Source organism: Streptomyces sp. V4I2 (assembly GCF_030817655.1).
Taxonomy (GTDB): domain Bacteria; phylum Actinomycetota; class Actinomycetes; order Streptomycetales; family Streptomycetaceae; genus Streptomyces; species Streptomyces plumbiresistens.
Map to the genome: position 1 here is coordinate 6,136,187 of NZ_JAUSZM010000003.1, position 14,992 is coordinate 6,151,178.

Below are 14,992 nucleotides of genomic sequence, written 5' to 3' on the forward strand. Positions count from 1 at the left end.
GACAGGGCCGGGACATGGGGCCGCGGGCCCGAGCCGGGGCCGGAGGTTTCACCTTGTGTTCCCCCCGGGGAACCCGACGGCTCACGGGCTGGTAGCCGCCCCTACCCCGGGTCCGTGATTCCAACCACTTCTTGGTCCGTGCGGGCGACGGGGACCTGTTGGCGTCCTTCCTCTGGGGCGCCTACCCGCTCAGGCGGGGGTGTCGTCGCTTTCGTCCTCGTCGTTTTCGGCCAGAACCGGGGAGGCGTGGTGGGACCAGAGCTTCCAGCCGTCGGGAGTGCGGCGGAACACGTTCGTGGCCACGACCAGCTGGCCGACGAGCGGGCCGAGTTCCTCGCCGCCCTCGGGGGCGGGACCGCCGCTGAGGATGTTCTCCGTGCAGGTCACCAGGGCGGTGTCACCGGTGATGGAAACGTGCACGTCTGTGAGGAAAAATTGAATATAGTCCGTATTTGCCATGATCAAGGCATAGGACCTGAGGACGTCGCCGCGGCCGGTGAGCACCGGCCAGCCGGGGTGCACGCACGAGATCACACCGGTGTCCGCCGGATCGTGGTACTCCTCGTCGACGCCCAGGTCGGACGGGGTCAGCCACATCGAGGTCAGCTCCTCGAAGTCGCCCCGCTCCATCGCCTCGTAATAGGTGGCGTTGGCGAGTTCGACCTGCTCGACGTCGGTGTGGGGGGCGCTCACAGGGCTCCCTCTGTGCCGTTGTCCGCCGCGCGTGCGCCTTCCACGGCGCGTGCGACCCGTACCGCGTCCGCCGTCGCGCGCACCTCGTGCACGCGCACCGCCCATGCGCCGGCGTGCGCCGCGAGCGCGGAGACGGCGGCCGTCGCGGCGTCGCGCTCGCGTGCGGGCGGCGGCGCGCCCTCCGGTCCGGCGAGGACCCGGCCGAGGAACCGCTTGCGGGAGGCGGCGACCAGCAGCGGGTGGCCGACGCCGAGGAGGCGGTCGAGGTGGGCCAGGAGGATGAGGTCGTGTTCGGCGTCCTTGGAGAAGCCGAGGCCCGGATCGACGACGATGCGGTCGGGGGCGACGCCCCCGTCCAGAACGGCCTGCACGCGCGCGTGCAGTTCGTCGACGACTTCGGTGACGACGTCGTCGTACACGCCCCTGACGTTGCCGCCCTCCAGGAAGCCGCGCCAGTGCATGACGACGAAGGGGGCGCCCGCGGAGGCCACGGCCGGGATCATCGCGGGGTCGGCGAGGCCGCCGCTGACGTCGTTGACCAGGGCGGCGCCGGCCGCGAGGGCCCGTTCGGCGACGGAGGCGCGCATGGTGTCGACGGAGACGGTGACACCCTCGGAGGCGAGGCCGCGCACGACGGGGATCACCCGCTTGAGCTCCTCGGCCTCGTCGACCCGGGTGGCGCCGGGGCGGGTGGACTCGCCGCCGACGTCGACCAGGTCGGCGCCCTCGGTGACCAGGTCCAGGCCGTGCTTGACGGCCGCTGTCGTGTCGAAGAAGCGGCCGCCGTCGGAGAAGGAATCGGGGGTGACGTTCACGACTCCCATGACCGCGCAGCGGCCCCATTCCGGAAGGCCCGCGACGCGTCCACGTCCGCTCTGCTTGCTCATACGTTCAGCGTAGGCCCAGGGCGGGGCCGGGAGGCCCGGGGCCCGGCCGTGGCGAGGGGCGGCCCCGGGGCCGTCATGGTGACCGCGGCCCGTCCCGGTGGCCGCGTCACGCCGCGCGGACGTCCCGCTCCGTCACGGCGTGGGCGCACGCGCGCGAGGGGGCCGTACGGCGTCGCAGGAAGCGCGGCAGGGGGAGGGCCAGGTTGACGAAGCCCTCCGCCTGCATGGCGGCGAAGCCGATGCGGGGCAGGTCTCCGGAGGCGCGGTAGACGACGAAGCGGGGCTCCCAGCGCGGCTGGAACTTCGCGTTGAACTTGTACAGGGACTCGATCTGGAACCAGCGGGACAGGAAGACCAGCAGCCCGCGCCAGACCCGCAGGACCGGGCCCGCGCCGATCTTCTCGCCGCGGGCCAGTGCCGAGCGGAACATCGCGAAGTTCAGGGAGACGCGCGTGATGCCGAGCCTCGGTGCCGCCTGGAGGGCCGCCACGATCAGCAGTTCGTTCATGCCGGGGTCCGCCGACCGGTCGCGCCGCATCAGGTCCAGGGAGACGCCGTCCGTGCCCCACGGCACGAAGTGCAGGATCGCCTTGAGGTCGCCGTACTGCCCCGGCCGGCCGTCGGCCTTGTGGGCGGTGGCGATGAGACAGTCGCCGTCGGACGGGTCGCCGATGCGGCCCAGCGCCATGGAGAAGCCGCGCTCGGTGTCGGTGCCGCGCCAGTCCTCGGCGGCGCGGCGGATGCGGTCCAGCTCGACGTCACCGAGGTCACGGACGCGCCGTACCCGGGTCTGGTAACCGGCGCGCTCGATGCGCTTGACCATCTGGCGCACATTGCGCATCGCACGGCCGGCCAGGGAGAAATCCGCGACGTCCACCACCGCCTCGTCGCCCAGTTCGAGGGCGTCGAGGCCGGTCTCGCGGGTCCAGACCTCGCCGCCGGTCTCGGAGCAGCCCATGACGGCGGGGGTCCAGGAGTGGGCTCTGGCCTCGTCCATGAAGCGCTCGATGGCGCCCGGCCAGGCCTCGACGTCACCGATCGGGTCGCCGCTGGCCAGCATCACGCCGGAGACGACGCGGTACGTCACCGCCGCCTTGCCGCTGGGCGAGAAGACCACGGCCTTGTCGCGGCGCAGCGCGAAGTGGCCGAGGGAGTCGCGGCCGCCGTGCTTGTCCAGGAGGGCCCGCAGCCGGGCCTCGTCCTCCGCCGTGAGGCGCGCGGCCGGGTGTTCGGGGCGGAAGGCCAGGTAGATCGTCGTGATGGCGGTGAGCAGGCCGAGGGCGCCCAGGGAGACGGCGACCGTCCAGGAGGTGTCGCCCTGGTAGTCGACCGGGCCCTCGAAGCCGAACAGGCCGTAGAGGACGTGCGTGATGCGGTCGGCCAGGCTGGGGTCGCCCACCAGGCGGTTGGGGTGGACGCTGACGATGACCAGCCCGAGGGCGAGGGAACCGGCGCCCATGAGGACGAAGTTGGCGAGTGCCCGCCACCGGCTGCGCGGGTCGGGCAGCGCGGAGAACTGGTCGCGGTGGCGCAGCAGGGGCGCGAGCAGCGCGAGCGAGATGAGGACGCCCACGAGCGAGTGCCGGTAGCTGAACTGCGCCATCGCTCCGGCCGGGAGCAGCACTACGGCGGCGCGCCAGGCCCGGCGCTTGGCGCGCTTGAGGCCGTGGGCGAGCAGCAGCAACAGAATGCCGGCGCTGAGCGCGAGCGCGGCCGCGAACGGACCGAGTGCGCCGGGCAGCACCTCGGCGATGGTGTGCATACGGCTGTGCCTGAAGCGCGGGAAGACGCCCGCGCCGATGTCCACGAGGCCCACGAGGGCACACGCTCTGCCGACGAGGGCCGGGACGGCCTCGGGGCGCGGACCACTCAGGACGCGCCGCATCCGGTGTGATCGGGTCGGAACCTCGCCCGACATTTCCTCATCTGTCCTGACAGACATCGCATCCCGTTGTTCCGCGAGAGACCTTGGATCCGGGCCCGATTCGGGCATCCGGCGACATTGCGCCCTCTAGGACGGTGTCTCGGGGGGAGAGGTTCACTCACCTCCTCAAAACCGGTCCAAAGCCCTGGGCAAGTCCCGGGCAAGTCCTCGCGAAGGAACCCATGGGTCTCACGAGCAACAAGACGCTGCTGCTGGCGGTGCTCTGCGCCGTGCTGCTCTTCGTCGGCACGGTGTGGCTGTGGCCGCGGCTGGCACGGCGGAACCTGCGGGCCGTGGGAGGACGTGTCGGCCTGCTCCTCGCCACTCAGTTGGCACTCTTCGTGTCCCTCGGTCTCGCCGCCAACCAGGCTTTCGGTTTCTACGCCTCCTGGGCGGACCTGTTCGGGTGGGAAACCGACCAGGGAGTGGTGGTCGACCACACCGAGGGCCTCGGTTCGGGCGGCCCTCTCCGGGTGGTCGACACGCAGCGGGTGAAGGAGACGGGCGGTCTGAGGCCGCAGGTCGGCGGGCAGATCCAGAAGGTCGCCATTGTGGGTCGTACGACCGGTATCGCCACGCCCGCGTACGTCTATCTGCCGCCGGAGTACTTCCAGCCGCAGTACCGAACGCGAACGTTTCCCGCGGCCGTCGTCCTCACCGGTTATCCGGGTACCGCGCAGGCACTGGTGGACAAACTCCGCTATCCGCGCACGGCATGGAAGCTCGCCGAGAACGGACGTATGCAGCCGATGATCCTGGTGATGCTGCGGCCGACGGTGGCGCCGCCGCGGGACACGGAGTGCGTGGACATCCCCGGCGGTCCGCAGACCGAGTCGTTCTTCGCAAGGGATCTGCCCGACGCCGTACTCGCCCACTACAGGGTGGGCGAAAAGCCGGGCAGCTGGGGCATCATCGGCGACTCCACGGGCGGCTACTGCGCGCTGAAGCTCGCCATGCACCACCCCGAGGTGTACGCCGCCGGGGCGGGGCTGTCCGCGTACTACAACGCGCCGAGCGACCCGACCACGGGCGATCTCTTCCACGGCGACAGGGAACTGCGCGACCGGGCGAACCTCTGGTGGTATCTCAAGCACAGGCCCGCGCCCGACACTTCACTGCTCGTCACCAGCAGCAAGGTCGGCGAGGCGAACTACAAGGACACGTTGAAGTTCATAGAGCGGGTGAAGAACACCGGGCGGACACGGATCTCGTCGATCATCCTCGAAAGCGGCGGGCACAACTTCAACACCTGGCGACGGGAGATTCCCGCGACGCTGCAGTGGATCGGCGGACGGCTGGGCGACCACTGAAAACGATCTTGCAGTTCTCGCCGTTCCCTTCGGCCGCGCGTGGTGCCTCTTGCCAATCCTGCCGAATTCGATGCAGATCTGTTTCCTGATGACCTGTGAAGTCTTCGCGATGGCGGTGTTTTTACGGCCCGGGGCACCATCAATCGCCTACGCGCGGTAAGTTTCTGGCCATGCCACGTGGACGTCACCGCCATTCCCCGCCTTTGCACAGGATCCTGCCCCCGTCGGCGATCGCAGGAGTCTCTCTCGTCTGCGCTCTCGGCCCCTGGGTGTTCACGGAACAGACAGTGCTCCGTGGGCTGGCCGCGGCCGCCGCGGTGACGGCGGTCGTCGGTGCGGTCGTCATGCGGCACTGGGACACCCAGGCGGGCAAGCAGGTCGCCGACCTCACGCGCGCGCGTGCGAGCGACGAGTGGCGGTATGAGGAGCGGGTCGCCGAACTGGAGACCGACCTCGACGAGTCGCGTGAGCTGCGCGTCAAGCTGGAGCAGCGGCTGCGGGCCAAGCGCGCCGAACTCGCGGGCCTGCGCAACGAACACGCGGCGCTGCTGCGGCGGTACGCCACGGCGGAGACCGAGCGGGCGAGCGCCCTTGAGGGCCGCCGCCTGCTGGAGATAGAGGCGTCGGGTCCCGCCCGTGAGCTGCTGCCGGCGCCGGCCGCGCCCGTGGCGGAGGTGGGGGCTGTGGCTGCCCCGGCCGATCCGGAAGCCGCCGAGACTGCCCAGGCGGACGAGATTGCCGCGACCGCCCAGATCGACGAGGCCGGCGAGGCCGTACCGGCGGCGGACGACGAACCGGAGGCTCCGGCGATCTTCTCGCCGGAGGGTTCCAAGCTGTTTCTGCGGGCACAGGGAGCGCTGGCGCGCTTCGGCGACGACGGTGACGGCACGGTGAAGGCCGAGCCCAAGAACGAGCCCGAGTTGAATGGCGAGCTGAAGAACGAGTCCGACTCCCAGGCCCAGAACGACTCCAAGGGCGTGAACAAGGCCGGCCCCAAGGACGCCACGAAGGGCGAGCCGGTGAAGGTCGCTTCGGCCGAGGCGCCGGCGGCCGGTGCCGCCGGCGGCACCGAGGCGGAGGCCGCGCAGGAGGACGAGGCGCAGGGGAAGCCCGAGGCGGTCGACGGGCATTCGCGCGCGGCCGCCGTCACCACGGCCAAGTCCGCCCAGCCGGGCCGGCAGTCCTCCGGACACTTCGTCGCCCCGACGGCGGTGGCGGTCGTGCCGACGACGCCCGCGCGGCGTCCGCTGGTCGAGGGCGGCTTCGACTTCTTCGGTGCGCAGAAGGGCGCGGCTCCGGCCGCGCTGGCGGCCGTCCAGAACGAGGACCTCGCCGACGTCGTCGGCCAGGAGGCCCTCGCGCTGCACAAGGCCGAGGCCGAGGCGGAGTTCAAGCCGGCCGACGAGGAGTCCCGTGGCGTGGGCCAGGTCATCGACCTGACGGCCCACGACGAGACCGAGCAGATCGACGTGCAGGGACTGCGGAGCGCGGTCTCGTAACGACAGCCCCGGCCAGGAGCCCGCGGCTAGGGCGCCATCCACCTGTCCGGCCGCGCCTCCCTCCGCCCCGTCCGTGACCTCTCCGCCTGCCCCCGCAGCAGCTCGCCAGCCTCCTGCGCATCCCTCAGCCGCGCTGTCACGGTCTTGTTGGCCCCGGTGTCCACGTGGACGTCGGCGACGCGCCAGACGCGCGCCCAGGGCCCCTGCGCGAGCCTTACGCTCTGCACCTTCGCGTGCGGAACCAGGGACAGGATCCGCCGCAGCAGTCCGTGCCGGGTCACGAACACCGCGTCGGTGACGGCGAGTCCGTAGCCCCGCCACCACAGCGGCACGCAGCGCGCGGCCCGCCGGGGCGGCCGGGACAGCGCCGACAGGGGCGGCACGGTCACCCCGGGCAGCACGCGCGCGACGACTGTCTCGGCGACCTCCCGCGGAGCGACCGGCACCAGCACGGAGTTGGACGACCCGGCCACGTCCAGCTCCACCCGCACCCAGCCGCGCCGCCGCCACAGCAGCGGCTCCACGATCCGTACGGTCTGCACACGCCCCGGCGGCACCGTCTCGTGCGTACGGTCCAGCAGCCCGTGGTCGATCCGCAGCCCGTCCTGCGACTCGCCCACCGTCCAGTCGTACTCGGTGACGAACCGCCCCACGCTGCTCGCGCCCGCCGCGCCGAGCAGCGGCAGCGCGGTGGCGAGGACCGTCCACACACTGTGGGTGGCCAGCCACAGCACCGTCGGTACGACGAGGGCGGCGACCAGGGTGCCCCAGGTCGCGCCGGTCAGCACCAGCGAGACGGCGAGGACGCCGGGCGGCACGCGCAGCAGCTCGCGGGAGGGTGCCTCGCCGACCTCGTGCGCCGTCTCGGGCGCGAAACCGGCGGCGCGCGCGAGGAGTTCGGCGCGCAGCGCGCGTGCCTCGTCCTCGCCCAGGAAGGCGAGTTCGTCCTTCTTGTCCGCGCCCACGACGTCGAGTTTGAGTTTCGCGACTCCCGCGACCCGCGCGAGCAGCGGCTGGGTGACGTCGACGGCCTGGATCCGTTCGAGCCGGATGTGCGCGGCACGCCGGAACAGCAGACCGGTACGGATGCGCAGTTCGGTGTCCGTCACCGCGAAGTGAGTGAACCACCAGGTCAAGAAGCCGTAGAGAGCGGCGGCCGGGACGAACACGGCGAGAGCGATCAGCAGCGTGGTCGTGGTCAGTCTGGTCAGCTGCTGCTGCGCCTGGTTGGGGTCGTGCACCGCCCACCCGATGATCACGGCGATCGGCGCCCACGCGCGCCTGAAGGGCGTCACGGGGTGCAGCCGTCGCTCGGTGACGGGTGGCTTCTCGCGTATGGCGTCGTTCACGCCCGGTGCCGTCACAGGCCGGCCGATCGGGCCTCGCCGAGCTCGGTGAGCCGGTCACGCAGCCGTTCCGCCTCGTCCGGGTCGAGGCCCGGGATGGTCGCGTCGGTCGCCGCGGCAGCGGTGTGCAGCTGCACGCTGGCCAGCCCGAAGTGGCGTTCGACGGGCCCGGAGGTGACCTCGACCAGCTGCATCCGTCCGTACGGCACGACGGTCTCCTCCTGCCACAGGACGCCCCGGCTGATCAGCAGGTCGTCGGCGCGCTCGGCGTAGCGCCAGGAACGCCAGTTGTGGCCGAGCATCACCCAGCCCCACGCCATCAGAGCCAACGGCAGCAACGCGAAGGCGGCCCAGGCCGGGCCCACGACCAGGCCCAGCAGCAGTCCGAGCCCCACCGTCAGCAGCCCGAGCCACACCACCAGCAGCAATCGCCGCATCCGCAGCAGCCCCGGCGGCAGCCCGGTCCACACCGGCTCGTCCCGCGTGGTCCCCGTGTCGGCCGTGCTCCCCGTCTCCATACCGTCAGCGTACGTAGGAGAGACTGTGTCCATGACTCCTACGACGGAGACCATGGTCGGCATCGGCGGCGCCGCGGAGAGCACCGACATGGTGCTCAACATCGGGCCCCAGCACCCGTCCACCCACGGTGTGCTGCGCCTCAGGCTCGTCCTGGACGGCGAGCGCATCATGCGCGCGGACCCGGTGATCGGCTATATGCACCGGGGCGCGGAGAAGCTCTTCGAGGCGCGTGACTACCGCCAGATCATCATGCTCGCCAACCGCCACGACTGGCTGTCGGCCTTCTCGAACGAGCTGGGCGTCGTCCTCGGGGTGGAGCGCATGCTCGGCATGGAGGTCCCCGAACGCGCGGTGTGGACGCGCACGCTCCTCGCGGAGCTGAACCGGGTGCTGAACCACCTGATGTTCCTCGGCTCCTACCCCTTGGAACTCGGCGGGATCACCCCGGTCTTCTACGCGTTCCGCGAGCGCGAGGTGCTCCAGAACGTCATGGAGGAGGTCTCCGGCGGGCGCATGCACTACATGTTCAACCGCGTCGGCGGCCTCAAGGAGGACCTGCCGGCCGGATGGGCCGCACGCGCGCGGGGGGCCGTCGCCGCCGTGCGCTCCCGCATGGACCGCTTCGACGACCTGGTGCTCGGCAACGAGATCTTCCGGGGGCGTACGCGGGGCGTGGGCATCCTCGCGCCGGAGGCCGTGCACGCGTACGGCGTGAGCGGGCCGATCGCGCGCGCCTCGGGCGTCGACTTCGACCTGCGCCGCGACGAGCCGTACCTGGCCTACGGCGAGCTGCAGGACACCCTGAAGGTGGTGACCCGGAAGGAGGGCGACTGCCTCGCCCGCTTCGAGGTCCTCCTGGAGCAGACGCACAACGCCCTCGACCTCGCGGACGCCTGCCTGGACCGGCTCGCCGGCCTGCCGCCCGGGCCGATCAACCAGCGGCTCCCCAAGGTCCTGAAGGCGCCCGAGGGCCACACCTACGCGTGGACCGAGAACCCGCTCGGCATCAACGGCTACTACCTCGTCAGCAAGGGCGACAAGACCCCGTACCGGCTGAAGCTGCGCTCCGCCTCGTACAACAACATCCAGGCGCTCGTGGAGCTGCTGCCGGGCACGCTGGTCGCGGACATGGTGGCGATCCTGGGGTCACTGTTCTTCGTGGTCGGGGACATCGACAAGTAGGCCGCGGAGGGGCGCGGCCGGGGCTCCTGCCGGCTGGATTCCGACCGGTTGGAGCAGCCACCCGAAGTCGCCGAGCCCGCCCGACGCCGTGAGCTCGGCGGCCTCTGAGGCGCTCGCGAGGGCGCGCACGTAGGCCGCGGGCTGTGTGGAGGCGAGTGCGAGCGGAGGGCGTGCGCCGGAGAGGTCCAGGGCGCGCAAGGCGTCGCGCTGGGTCAGTACGCGCCCTCCCGGGAGCGCGCACGCGTCCAGGGCGACGTGCGCCGTGAGGTCGCACGACCCGTCCGGCACGGGCGCCGTCTCGCGTCCCTCGCGGAATCCGGTGAGCGTCCCGAACGGGGGGCGCGCGCGTGCGGTGTGCGCGTAGTCCACCGCCACCGCGAGCCCCCGGTCGACGGTCGCGACCGCCGACGCCCACGCCTCGTCCCGGGGCAGACCGATCTCCGCCCGCAGCCCCTCCTCGGCCGGCAGCGGCCACCAGCGCGCGAGCCACTGCGCCTGCGCACCGGAAACCGGCTCCCCGAGGCGCTCACGCCCGTCCCTCCGTACGAGCACCAGCCGGGGTACGCCCGCGGAGTCCACCTCGGCGATCTCCACCGGCACGTTGTCCAGCCACTCGTTGGCGAACAGCAGCCCGGTGATGCCCTTCGGGGGCTCGGCCAGCCACTCGATCCGGTGATCGAGACCTTCGGGGCGGTCGGCGACCTCGACGGCGTACCCGCGCGCGCGGGAGGCCACGTCCGCGGGCAGCGCGGCCAGTACGCCGGCGGCCAGCTCGCCCCGCCCGGCGGCCATGTCGACGAAGTCCAGCGTCCCGGGCCGCCCCAGCGCCTCGTCGACCCGGCACAGCAGCCGGGCCACGGCCTGCGCGAACAGCGGCGACGCATGCACGGACGTACGGAAGTGCGCGCCCGGCCCCTCGGGCCTGCGATAGAAGCCGTCCGGCCCGTACAGGGCGGCCTCCGAGGCCGCTCGCCAGCCGCGCCACTCGCCCACTGTCCCTTGCGTCACGCCGTCAGGTTAGGCGTACAGGGGAACGGAGCCTCCACCTTGCGGAGTATGCGGGGGGCGTACGGATCGGTCCTCCGGTTGACCCCTGCACGCATCTTGCTTCCCTACGCTGGGTTACGTGCAGCGCCTCTATGACTTCCTCCGCAGGCACCCGACGTGGGTCGACAGCTTCTGGGCCGTCTTCCTGTTCGGGATCTCGGTGGTGGGCGAAACCACCCGTCAGGAGGCGCGGGGCACCGACGCCCCGGCGGTGGTCGTCCCGATCGTTCTCCTGTTGTGCCTGGTCATCGCACTGCGCCGGCGTATGCCGGAGAAGATGCTGGTGCTGGCCGTGGTACTCGGAGTGGCGCAGCTCGCGCTGAACGTGGAGACGACGGCCGCCGACTTCGCCTTCCTGGTGATCGCCTACACCGTGGCCGCGACGGGCGCCCGCTGGGCCTCCCGGCTCGCGCTGGCCGTAGGCCTGTGCGCCGCCCCCCTGGCGCAACTGCGCTGGTGGAACGACGACACGACCACGCTGGGCAACCTCGCGCAGATGATCTTCCTGACGGTGCCGTTCGTGCTGGCCTGGGTGCTGGGCGACTCGATCCGCACCCGCCGCGCCTACTTCGCACAGCTGGAGGAGCGCAACGCGCGCCTGGAGAAGGAGCGCGAGGCCCAGGCCAAGGTCGCGGTCGCCGCCGAGCGCGCCCGGATCGCGCGTGAACTGCACGACGTGGTCGCGCACAACGTGTCGGTGATGGTGGTGCAGGCCGACGGCGCCGCCTACGTCCTCGACGCCGCCCCCGACCAGGCCAAGAAGGCCCTGGAGACGATCTCCTCCACCGGCCGCCAGGCCCTCGCCGAGATGCGCCGCCTGCTGGGCGTGCTGCGCACCGGAGAGCACCAGGAGGGCGGCGAGTACGTCCCGCAGCCCGACGTCGAGCAGATCGACGACCTCGTCGAGCAGTGCCGGGGGTCCGGCCTGCCCGTCGACTTCAAGATCGAGGGCACCCCGCGGCCCCTGCCCAGCGGCGTCGAGCTCACCGCGTACCGCATCGTGCAGGAGGCGCTCACCAACACCCGCAAGCACGGCGGGCCGAACGCGGGCGCCAGCGTCCGCCTGGTCTACTTCGACGACGGCCTCGGCCTGCTCGTCGAGGACGACGGCAAGGGCGCACCGCACGAGCTGTACGAGGAGGGCGGCGCCGACGGCGCCGGCCACGGCCTGATCGGCATGCGCGAACGGGTCGGCATGGTGGGCGGCACCCTGGACGCGGGCCCGCGCCCGGGCGGAGGATTCCGCATCAGCGCCCTGCTCCCGCTCAAACCGGCGCACTGACGCCGACCTATGTCCTTCATTGACACCTGTAACGACCCGTGTATCGCCCCCTGTAACGCCCCTGAAGACCTTTGAAGAGAGGCCCCGATGACGATCCGCGTGATGCTCGTCGACGACCAGGTGCTGCTGCGCACCGGGTTCCGGATGGTGCTCGCCGCCCAGCCGGACATGGAGGTCGTCGCCGAAGCGGGCGACGGCGTCGAGGCCCTGGAGGTGCTGCGCTCGACCGCCGTCGACGTGGTGCTGATGGACGTCCGCATGCCGAAGCTCGACGGCGTGGAGACCACCCGACGCATCTGCATGGAGGCCGACCCGCCGAAGGTCCTGATCCTGACCACCTTCGACCTCGACGAGTACGCCTTCTCCGGGCTGAAGGCCGGCGCCTCCGGCTTCATGCTCAAGGACGTGCCGCCCGGCGAGCTGCTGGCCGCCATCCGCGCGGTGCACAGCGGCGACGCCGTGGTGGCCCCCTCGACCACGCGCCGTCTGCTCGACCGCTTCGCGCCGATGCTGCCGAGCGCCGGCAAGGAGCCCCAGTTCAAGGCGCTGGAGCGGCTCACCGACCGCGAGCGCGAGGTCATGGTGCTGGTCGCGCAGGGGCTGTCCAACGGTGAGATCGCGGCCCGGCTGGTGCTGTCCGAGGCGACCGTGAAGACCCATGTGGGCCGCATCCTGACCAAGCTGGGGCTGCGGGACCGGGTGCAGGTGGTGGTCCTGGCGTACGAGACGGGGCTGGTGCGGGCGGGCGGGCACGGCTGAGGCGGGCCCCGCCGCTAGCGGAGTATCCCTTCCAGGAAGTCGCTCCCGAGCCGGGCCACCACCGTGACGTCCAGCTGGTGCAGGACGTACCGGCCGCGGCGGCGGGTGGTCACCAGACCCGCCTTCTTCAGCACGCTCAGGTGCCGGGATATCTCGGGGGCCGTCATGCCGTGCACCTGGGTCAGCTCGCTGGTCGTGAACGCGCTGCGGGCCAGGCTGCGGCACAGCCGCATCCGCACCGGGTGGGACAGGGCGGCCATCCGCAGCGTCAGCTGCTCGACCGAGGGCGGGGCCGCCAGCTCCGGGGAGCCGACCGGGTAGTGCAGGACCGGCTGCCAGTCGTACCGGTGCAGGACCATCAGGTGGGGCCGGCCCAGGGTGGTGGGGATGAGCATCAGACCGCCGTCCCGAGTGGCCGTACGGCCGTCGCCGAGCTTGTCGACCGTGATCCGCGTGGCGGACTCGTCGAGCGCCACGGCCGGCGATATCGAGGCGAGCGCCTCGGCCAGGCCCCTGCGCCGCAGGAGGTCGGTCTTGTGCCGGGCGTCCGAGGCCAGCTGGTGGCGCAGCCGGGACCAGGTCTCAGCGAAGAACGCCGCGTCGCAGTCCTCCAGGAACTGCCTGAGCCACGCCCGGATCCGCGGCGGGTCCGCCAGTAGCCGCTCGCTGAAGCGCACCTGCTGCGGACCGCGCGCGGCGGCCAGATCCAGCGCCCTCCGGCGCAGCTCGGGGTCGGAGAGCGCGGTCGTCCCGCGCGTGCTGTACGGCAGGGCGCAGGTGAACTCCAGGGCCGCGTCCACGAACTGCTCGTCCGTCAGCTTGTCGAGCAGGTCCAGCTCCTCGGCGAGCGTCGCGCCGGGCAGCGTGGTACCGCCCGGGATGCCCGCGGCCGGCAGGAACAGGTCCGAGAACAGCGTCCGCCACAGGAAGTCGGCCTCGCACATCCGGTCGGCCAGATGCGGGTCGAGCCCCGCGCTCACGCCCGTCACCCAGCCCTGCAGGCCCGGATGGTGCCCCGGCTCGGACAGCGCGTGCAGCGCCATGCAGAGCTCGGCCAGGGGCGCGGGCACGACGGCGATCCGCTCCGGCCGCAGCCCCGCGATGTCGATGTGCACGCTCATGCCCTCATGGTGCACGCCGCCACTGACAACGTCGCCGTCGATTGACGGCCGCCGTCAATCGACGCGACCGCGTTCTCCTTACCGACCGTCTCGATCGCCTCTACCGTCTCGACGCTTCGCCGGCCACCTCGCTCACCCGCGCCACGAAGTCCACGACCGCCGCCTTCACGTCGTCCGCCGTCCACGTCAGGCCGTCGGCGCGCACGGTGACCTCGGTGATGCCCAGGCCCGGTCCGCCCCGGTCCCAGGGGACGCCGAAAAGCAGGGTCCTGGTCTGCTCGGCCTGCCGTACGGCCGCCTCGGCGAGGACGTCCGGGTCGTACGGCAGCCAGACCTGGAACTCGTGGGTGTGCGGCTCCTCGGGGAAGACGCGCGCCCACGGCACGCCGGCCTCGGCGAAGCCCTCGCGCAGCGCGGCGGCGACCACGCGCGCGTGGGACACGTACTGAGGCAGCCGGGGCAGCTCGCGTTCGAGGCCGACGAGTGCCGACAGCACCGTGGGGAACTGCTGGAAGATCATGCCGCCGTACCGGTGCCGCCAGGTCTTCGCCTCCTCCACCAGCGTCCTCGGGCCGGCCAGCGCGGCGCCGCCGAAGCCGTCGAGGGACTTGTAGAACGACACGTAGACGCTGTCCGCCAGGCCCGCGATCTCGTCCAAGGGACGCCCGAAGTGCACGGTGGACTCCCACAGACGCGCCCCGTCGAAGTGCACCACCGCGTCGCGCTCGCGCGCCGCCTCCACGACCCCGGTCAGCTCCTCCCAGGAGGGCAGCACGAAACCGGCGTCCCTGAGGGGCAGCTCCAGCATCAGCGTCCCGAAGGGCTCCTCGAAGTCGCGCACCTCCTCGGCGGTCGGCAGCCGGGGCTCGCCGGTGAGGCGGACCGGGCGCAGCCCGGCGACCTCGCTGAGCGCACCTCGCTCGTGCACCTCGGGGTGGGCCAGCGCGTGCAGCGCCACCGTGGGGTTGCCGGTACGGCCCGCCCAGCAGCGCAGGGCGATCTGCTGGGCCATCGTGCCGGTCGGGAAGAACGCGGCGGCCTCGGTCCCCAGCAGCGCGGCGACGCGGTCCTCCAGGGACTCCACGATCCGGTTGCCGTACATGTCGCCGGGCTCGTCCAGGTCGTACACCTCGGGCGCCGCCTCCTGCAGCCACGCGAGCCGTTCGCGCAGGGTGCCGCGGAAACCCGCTCGTGCCAGGACGCGCTCCGCCCCCAGGAAGGCGGCCGCCCGCCGCTCCCGCAGCCGCTCCTGCGCCGACTGCTCCCCGCCCTGTTCCGCCGTGTCCGTCATGCAACGGATCATGCCGTGCGGCGGTCCGCGCGGGCACCCGCATTTCCGCCGTCCCGTCGACGGGCGCGGGGTGTTGGGAAACCCACAGCCTGTGGACAACCGGACGCCCCTGGAATCAATCGCGTTAACATG

The 14,992-nt window shown here is 71.9% G+C and carries 13 protein-coding genes; 5 read left to right on the forward strand and 8 right to left on the reverse strand.

Translation table 11 applies throughout. From position 1 onward, the window contains the following. Positions 1-189: 189 nt before the first annotated feature. The 3 genes from QFZ76_RS29090 to QFZ76_RS29100 form a co-directional block, all read right to left on the reverse strand. Positions 190-693: a nuclear transport factor 2 family protein gene (locus QFZ76_RS29090; RefSeq protein WP_307676492.1), complete on the reverse strand. Its 504-nt coding sequence runs from the start codon at positions 691-693 to the stop codon at positions 190-192. Continuing rightward, on the reverse strand, positions 690-1,580 hold the full coding sequence (folP, locus tag QFZ76_RS29095) for a dihydropteroate synthase (RefSeq protein ID WP_307676493.1): 891 nt from the start codon (positions 1,578-1,580) through the stop codon (positions 690-692). The genes QFZ76_RS29090 and folP overlap by 4 nt, the downstream gene beginning before the upstream one ends. Before the next feature lie 106 nt (positions 1,581-1,686). Continuing rightward, on the reverse strand, positions 1,687-3,498 hold the full coding sequence (locus QFZ76_RS29100; RefSeq protein ID WP_307676494.1) for a phosphatidylglycerol lysyltransferase domain-containing protein: 1,812 nt from the start codon (positions 3,496-3,498) through the stop codon (positions 1,687-1,689). A 188-nt stretch (positions 3,499-3,686) separates the two neighbouring features. Between QFZ76_RS29100 and QFZ76_RS29105 the strand changes: the two genes are divergently transcribed. Both QFZ76_RS29105 and QFZ76_RS29110 read left to right on the forward strand, forming a co-directional pair. After that, positions 3,687-4,814 (forward strand): esterase family protein, encoded by a 1,128-nt coding sequence (locus QFZ76_RS29105; protein WP_307676495.1) that lies wholly within the window; start codon positions 3,687-3,689, stop codon positions 4,812-4,814. 170 nt (positions 4,815-4,984) lie between these two features. Beyond that, positions 4,985-6,313 (forward strand): hypothetical protein, encoded by a 1,329-nt coding sequence (locus QFZ76_RS29110; RefSeq protein WP_307676496.1) that lies wholly within the window; start codon positions 4,985-4,987, stop codon positions 6,311-6,313. A 26-nt stretch (positions 6,314-6,339) separates the two neighbouring features. Here the strand turns inward: QFZ76_RS29110 and QFZ76_RS29115 are convergent, their stop codons facing one another. Beyond that, complete coding sequence (locus QFZ76_RS29115) at positions 6,340-7,677, reverse strand: PH domain-containing protein (RefSeq protein WP_307676497.1); 1,338 nt, start codon at positions 7,675-7,677, stop codon at positions 6,340-6,342. After that, positions 7,674-8,177 (reverse strand): PH domain-containing protein, encoded by a 504-nt coding sequence (locus QFZ76_RS29120; protein WP_266435763.1) that lies wholly within the window; start codon positions 8,175-8,177, stop codon positions 7,674-7,676. The genes QFZ76_RS29115 and QFZ76_RS29120 overlap by 4 nt, the downstream gene beginning before the upstream one ends. A 31-nt stretch (positions 8,178-8,208) precedes the next feature. On the opposite strand from QFZ76_RS29120, the gene QFZ76_RS29125 reads away from it, so the two are divergent. Then, positions 8,209-9,360, forward strand: a complete 1,152-nt coding sequence (locus QFZ76_RS29125) for an NADH-quinone oxidoreductase subunit D (RefSeq protein WP_266435761.1) — start codon at positions 8,209-8,211, stop codon at positions 9,358-9,360. Here QFZ76_RS29125 and QFZ76_RS29130 read toward each other — a convergent pair. Beyond that, positions 9,325-10,368, reverse strand: a complete 1,044-nt coding sequence (locus QFZ76_RS29130; protein ID WP_307676498.1) for an SAM-dependent methyltransferase — start codon at positions 10,366-10,368, stop codon at positions 9,325-9,327. The two genes, QFZ76_RS29125 and QFZ76_RS29130, sit on opposite strands and share 36 nt — an antisense overlap. Before the next feature lie 118 nt (positions 10,369-10,486). Between QFZ76_RS29130 and QFZ76_RS29135 the strand changes: the two genes are divergently transcribed. Together QFZ76_RS29135 and QFZ76_RS29140 are read left to right on the forward strand one after the other, a co-directional pair. Continuing rightward, positions 10,487-11,689 (forward strand): sensor histidine kinase, encoded by a 1,203-nt coding sequence (locus tag QFZ76_RS29135; RefSeq protein WP_307676499.1) that lies wholly within the window; start codon positions 10,487-10,489, stop codon positions 11,687-11,689. A gap of 87 nt (positions 11,690-11,776) precedes the next feature. Then, a complete protein-coding gene (locus tag QFZ76_RS29140; protein ID WP_266435755.1) occupies positions 11,777-12,448 on the forward strand; it encodes a response regulator transcription factor in 672 nt (223 codons plus the stop codon). A 14-nt stretch (positions 12,449-12,462) separates the two neighbouring features. On the opposite strand, the gene QFZ76_RS29145 is transcribed toward QFZ76_RS29140, so the two are convergent. Both QFZ76_RS29145 and QFZ76_RS29150 read right to left on the reverse strand, forming a co-directional pair. After that, positions 12,463-13,569 carry a DUF5937 family protein gene (locus QFZ76_RS29145; protein ID WP_307676500.1) on the reverse strand — a complete coding sequence of 369 codons (1,107 nt, stop codon included), beginning with the start codon at positions 13,567-13,569 and terminating at the stop codon, positions 12,463-12,465. Between the two features lie 100 nt (positions 13,570-13,669). After that, complete coding sequence (locus QFZ76_RS29150; RefSeq protein ID WP_307676501.1) at positions 13,670-14,860, reverse strand: low specificity L-threonine aldolase; 1,191 nt, start codon at positions 14,858-14,860, stop codon at positions 13,670-13,672. Positions 14,861-14,992 lie beyond the last annotated feature (132 nt).

What these genes read in the sequence shown, in the direction of transcription:
- folP (WP_307676493.1), bottom strand. Translation starts at nt 1,580, where the DNA reads ATGAGCAAGCAGAGCGGACGTGGACGCGTCGCGGGCCTTCCGGAATGG.
- QFZ76_RS29100 (WP_307676494.1), bottom strand. Translation starts at nt 3,498, where the DNA reads ATGTCGGGCGAGGTTCCGACCCGATCACACCGGATGCGGCGCGTCCTG.
- QFZ76_RS29105 (WP_307676495.1), top strand. Translation starts at nt 3,687, where the DNA reads ATGGGTCTCACGAGCAACAAGACGCTGCTGCTGGCGGTGCTCTGCGCC.
- QFZ76_RS29110 (WP_307676496.1), top strand. Translation starts at nt 4,985, where the DNA reads ATGCCACGTGGACGTCACCGCCATTCCCCGCCTTTGCACAGGATCCTG.
- QFZ76_RS29120 (WP_266435763.1), bottom strand. Translation starts at nt 8,177, where the DNA reads ATGGAGACGGGGAGCACGGCCGACACGGGGACCACGCGGGACGAGCCG.
- QFZ76_RS29125 (WP_266435761.1), top strand. Translation starts at nt 8,209, where the DNA reads ATGACTCCTACGACGGAGACCATGGTCGGCATCGGCGGCGCCGCGGAG.
- QFZ76_RS29140 (WP_266435755.1), top strand. Translation starts at nt 11,777, where the DNA reads ATGACGATCCGCGTGATGCTCGTCGACGACCAGGTGCTGCTGCGCACC.
- QFZ76_RS29145 (WP_307676500.1), bottom strand. Translation starts at nt 13,569, where the DNA reads ATGAGCGTGCACATCGACATCGCGGGGCTGCGGCCGGAGCGGATCGCC.
- QFZ76_RS29150 (WP_307676501.1), bottom strand. Translation starts at nt 14,860, where the DNA reads ATGACGGACACGGCGGAACAGGGCGGGGAGCAGTCGGCGCAGGAGCGG.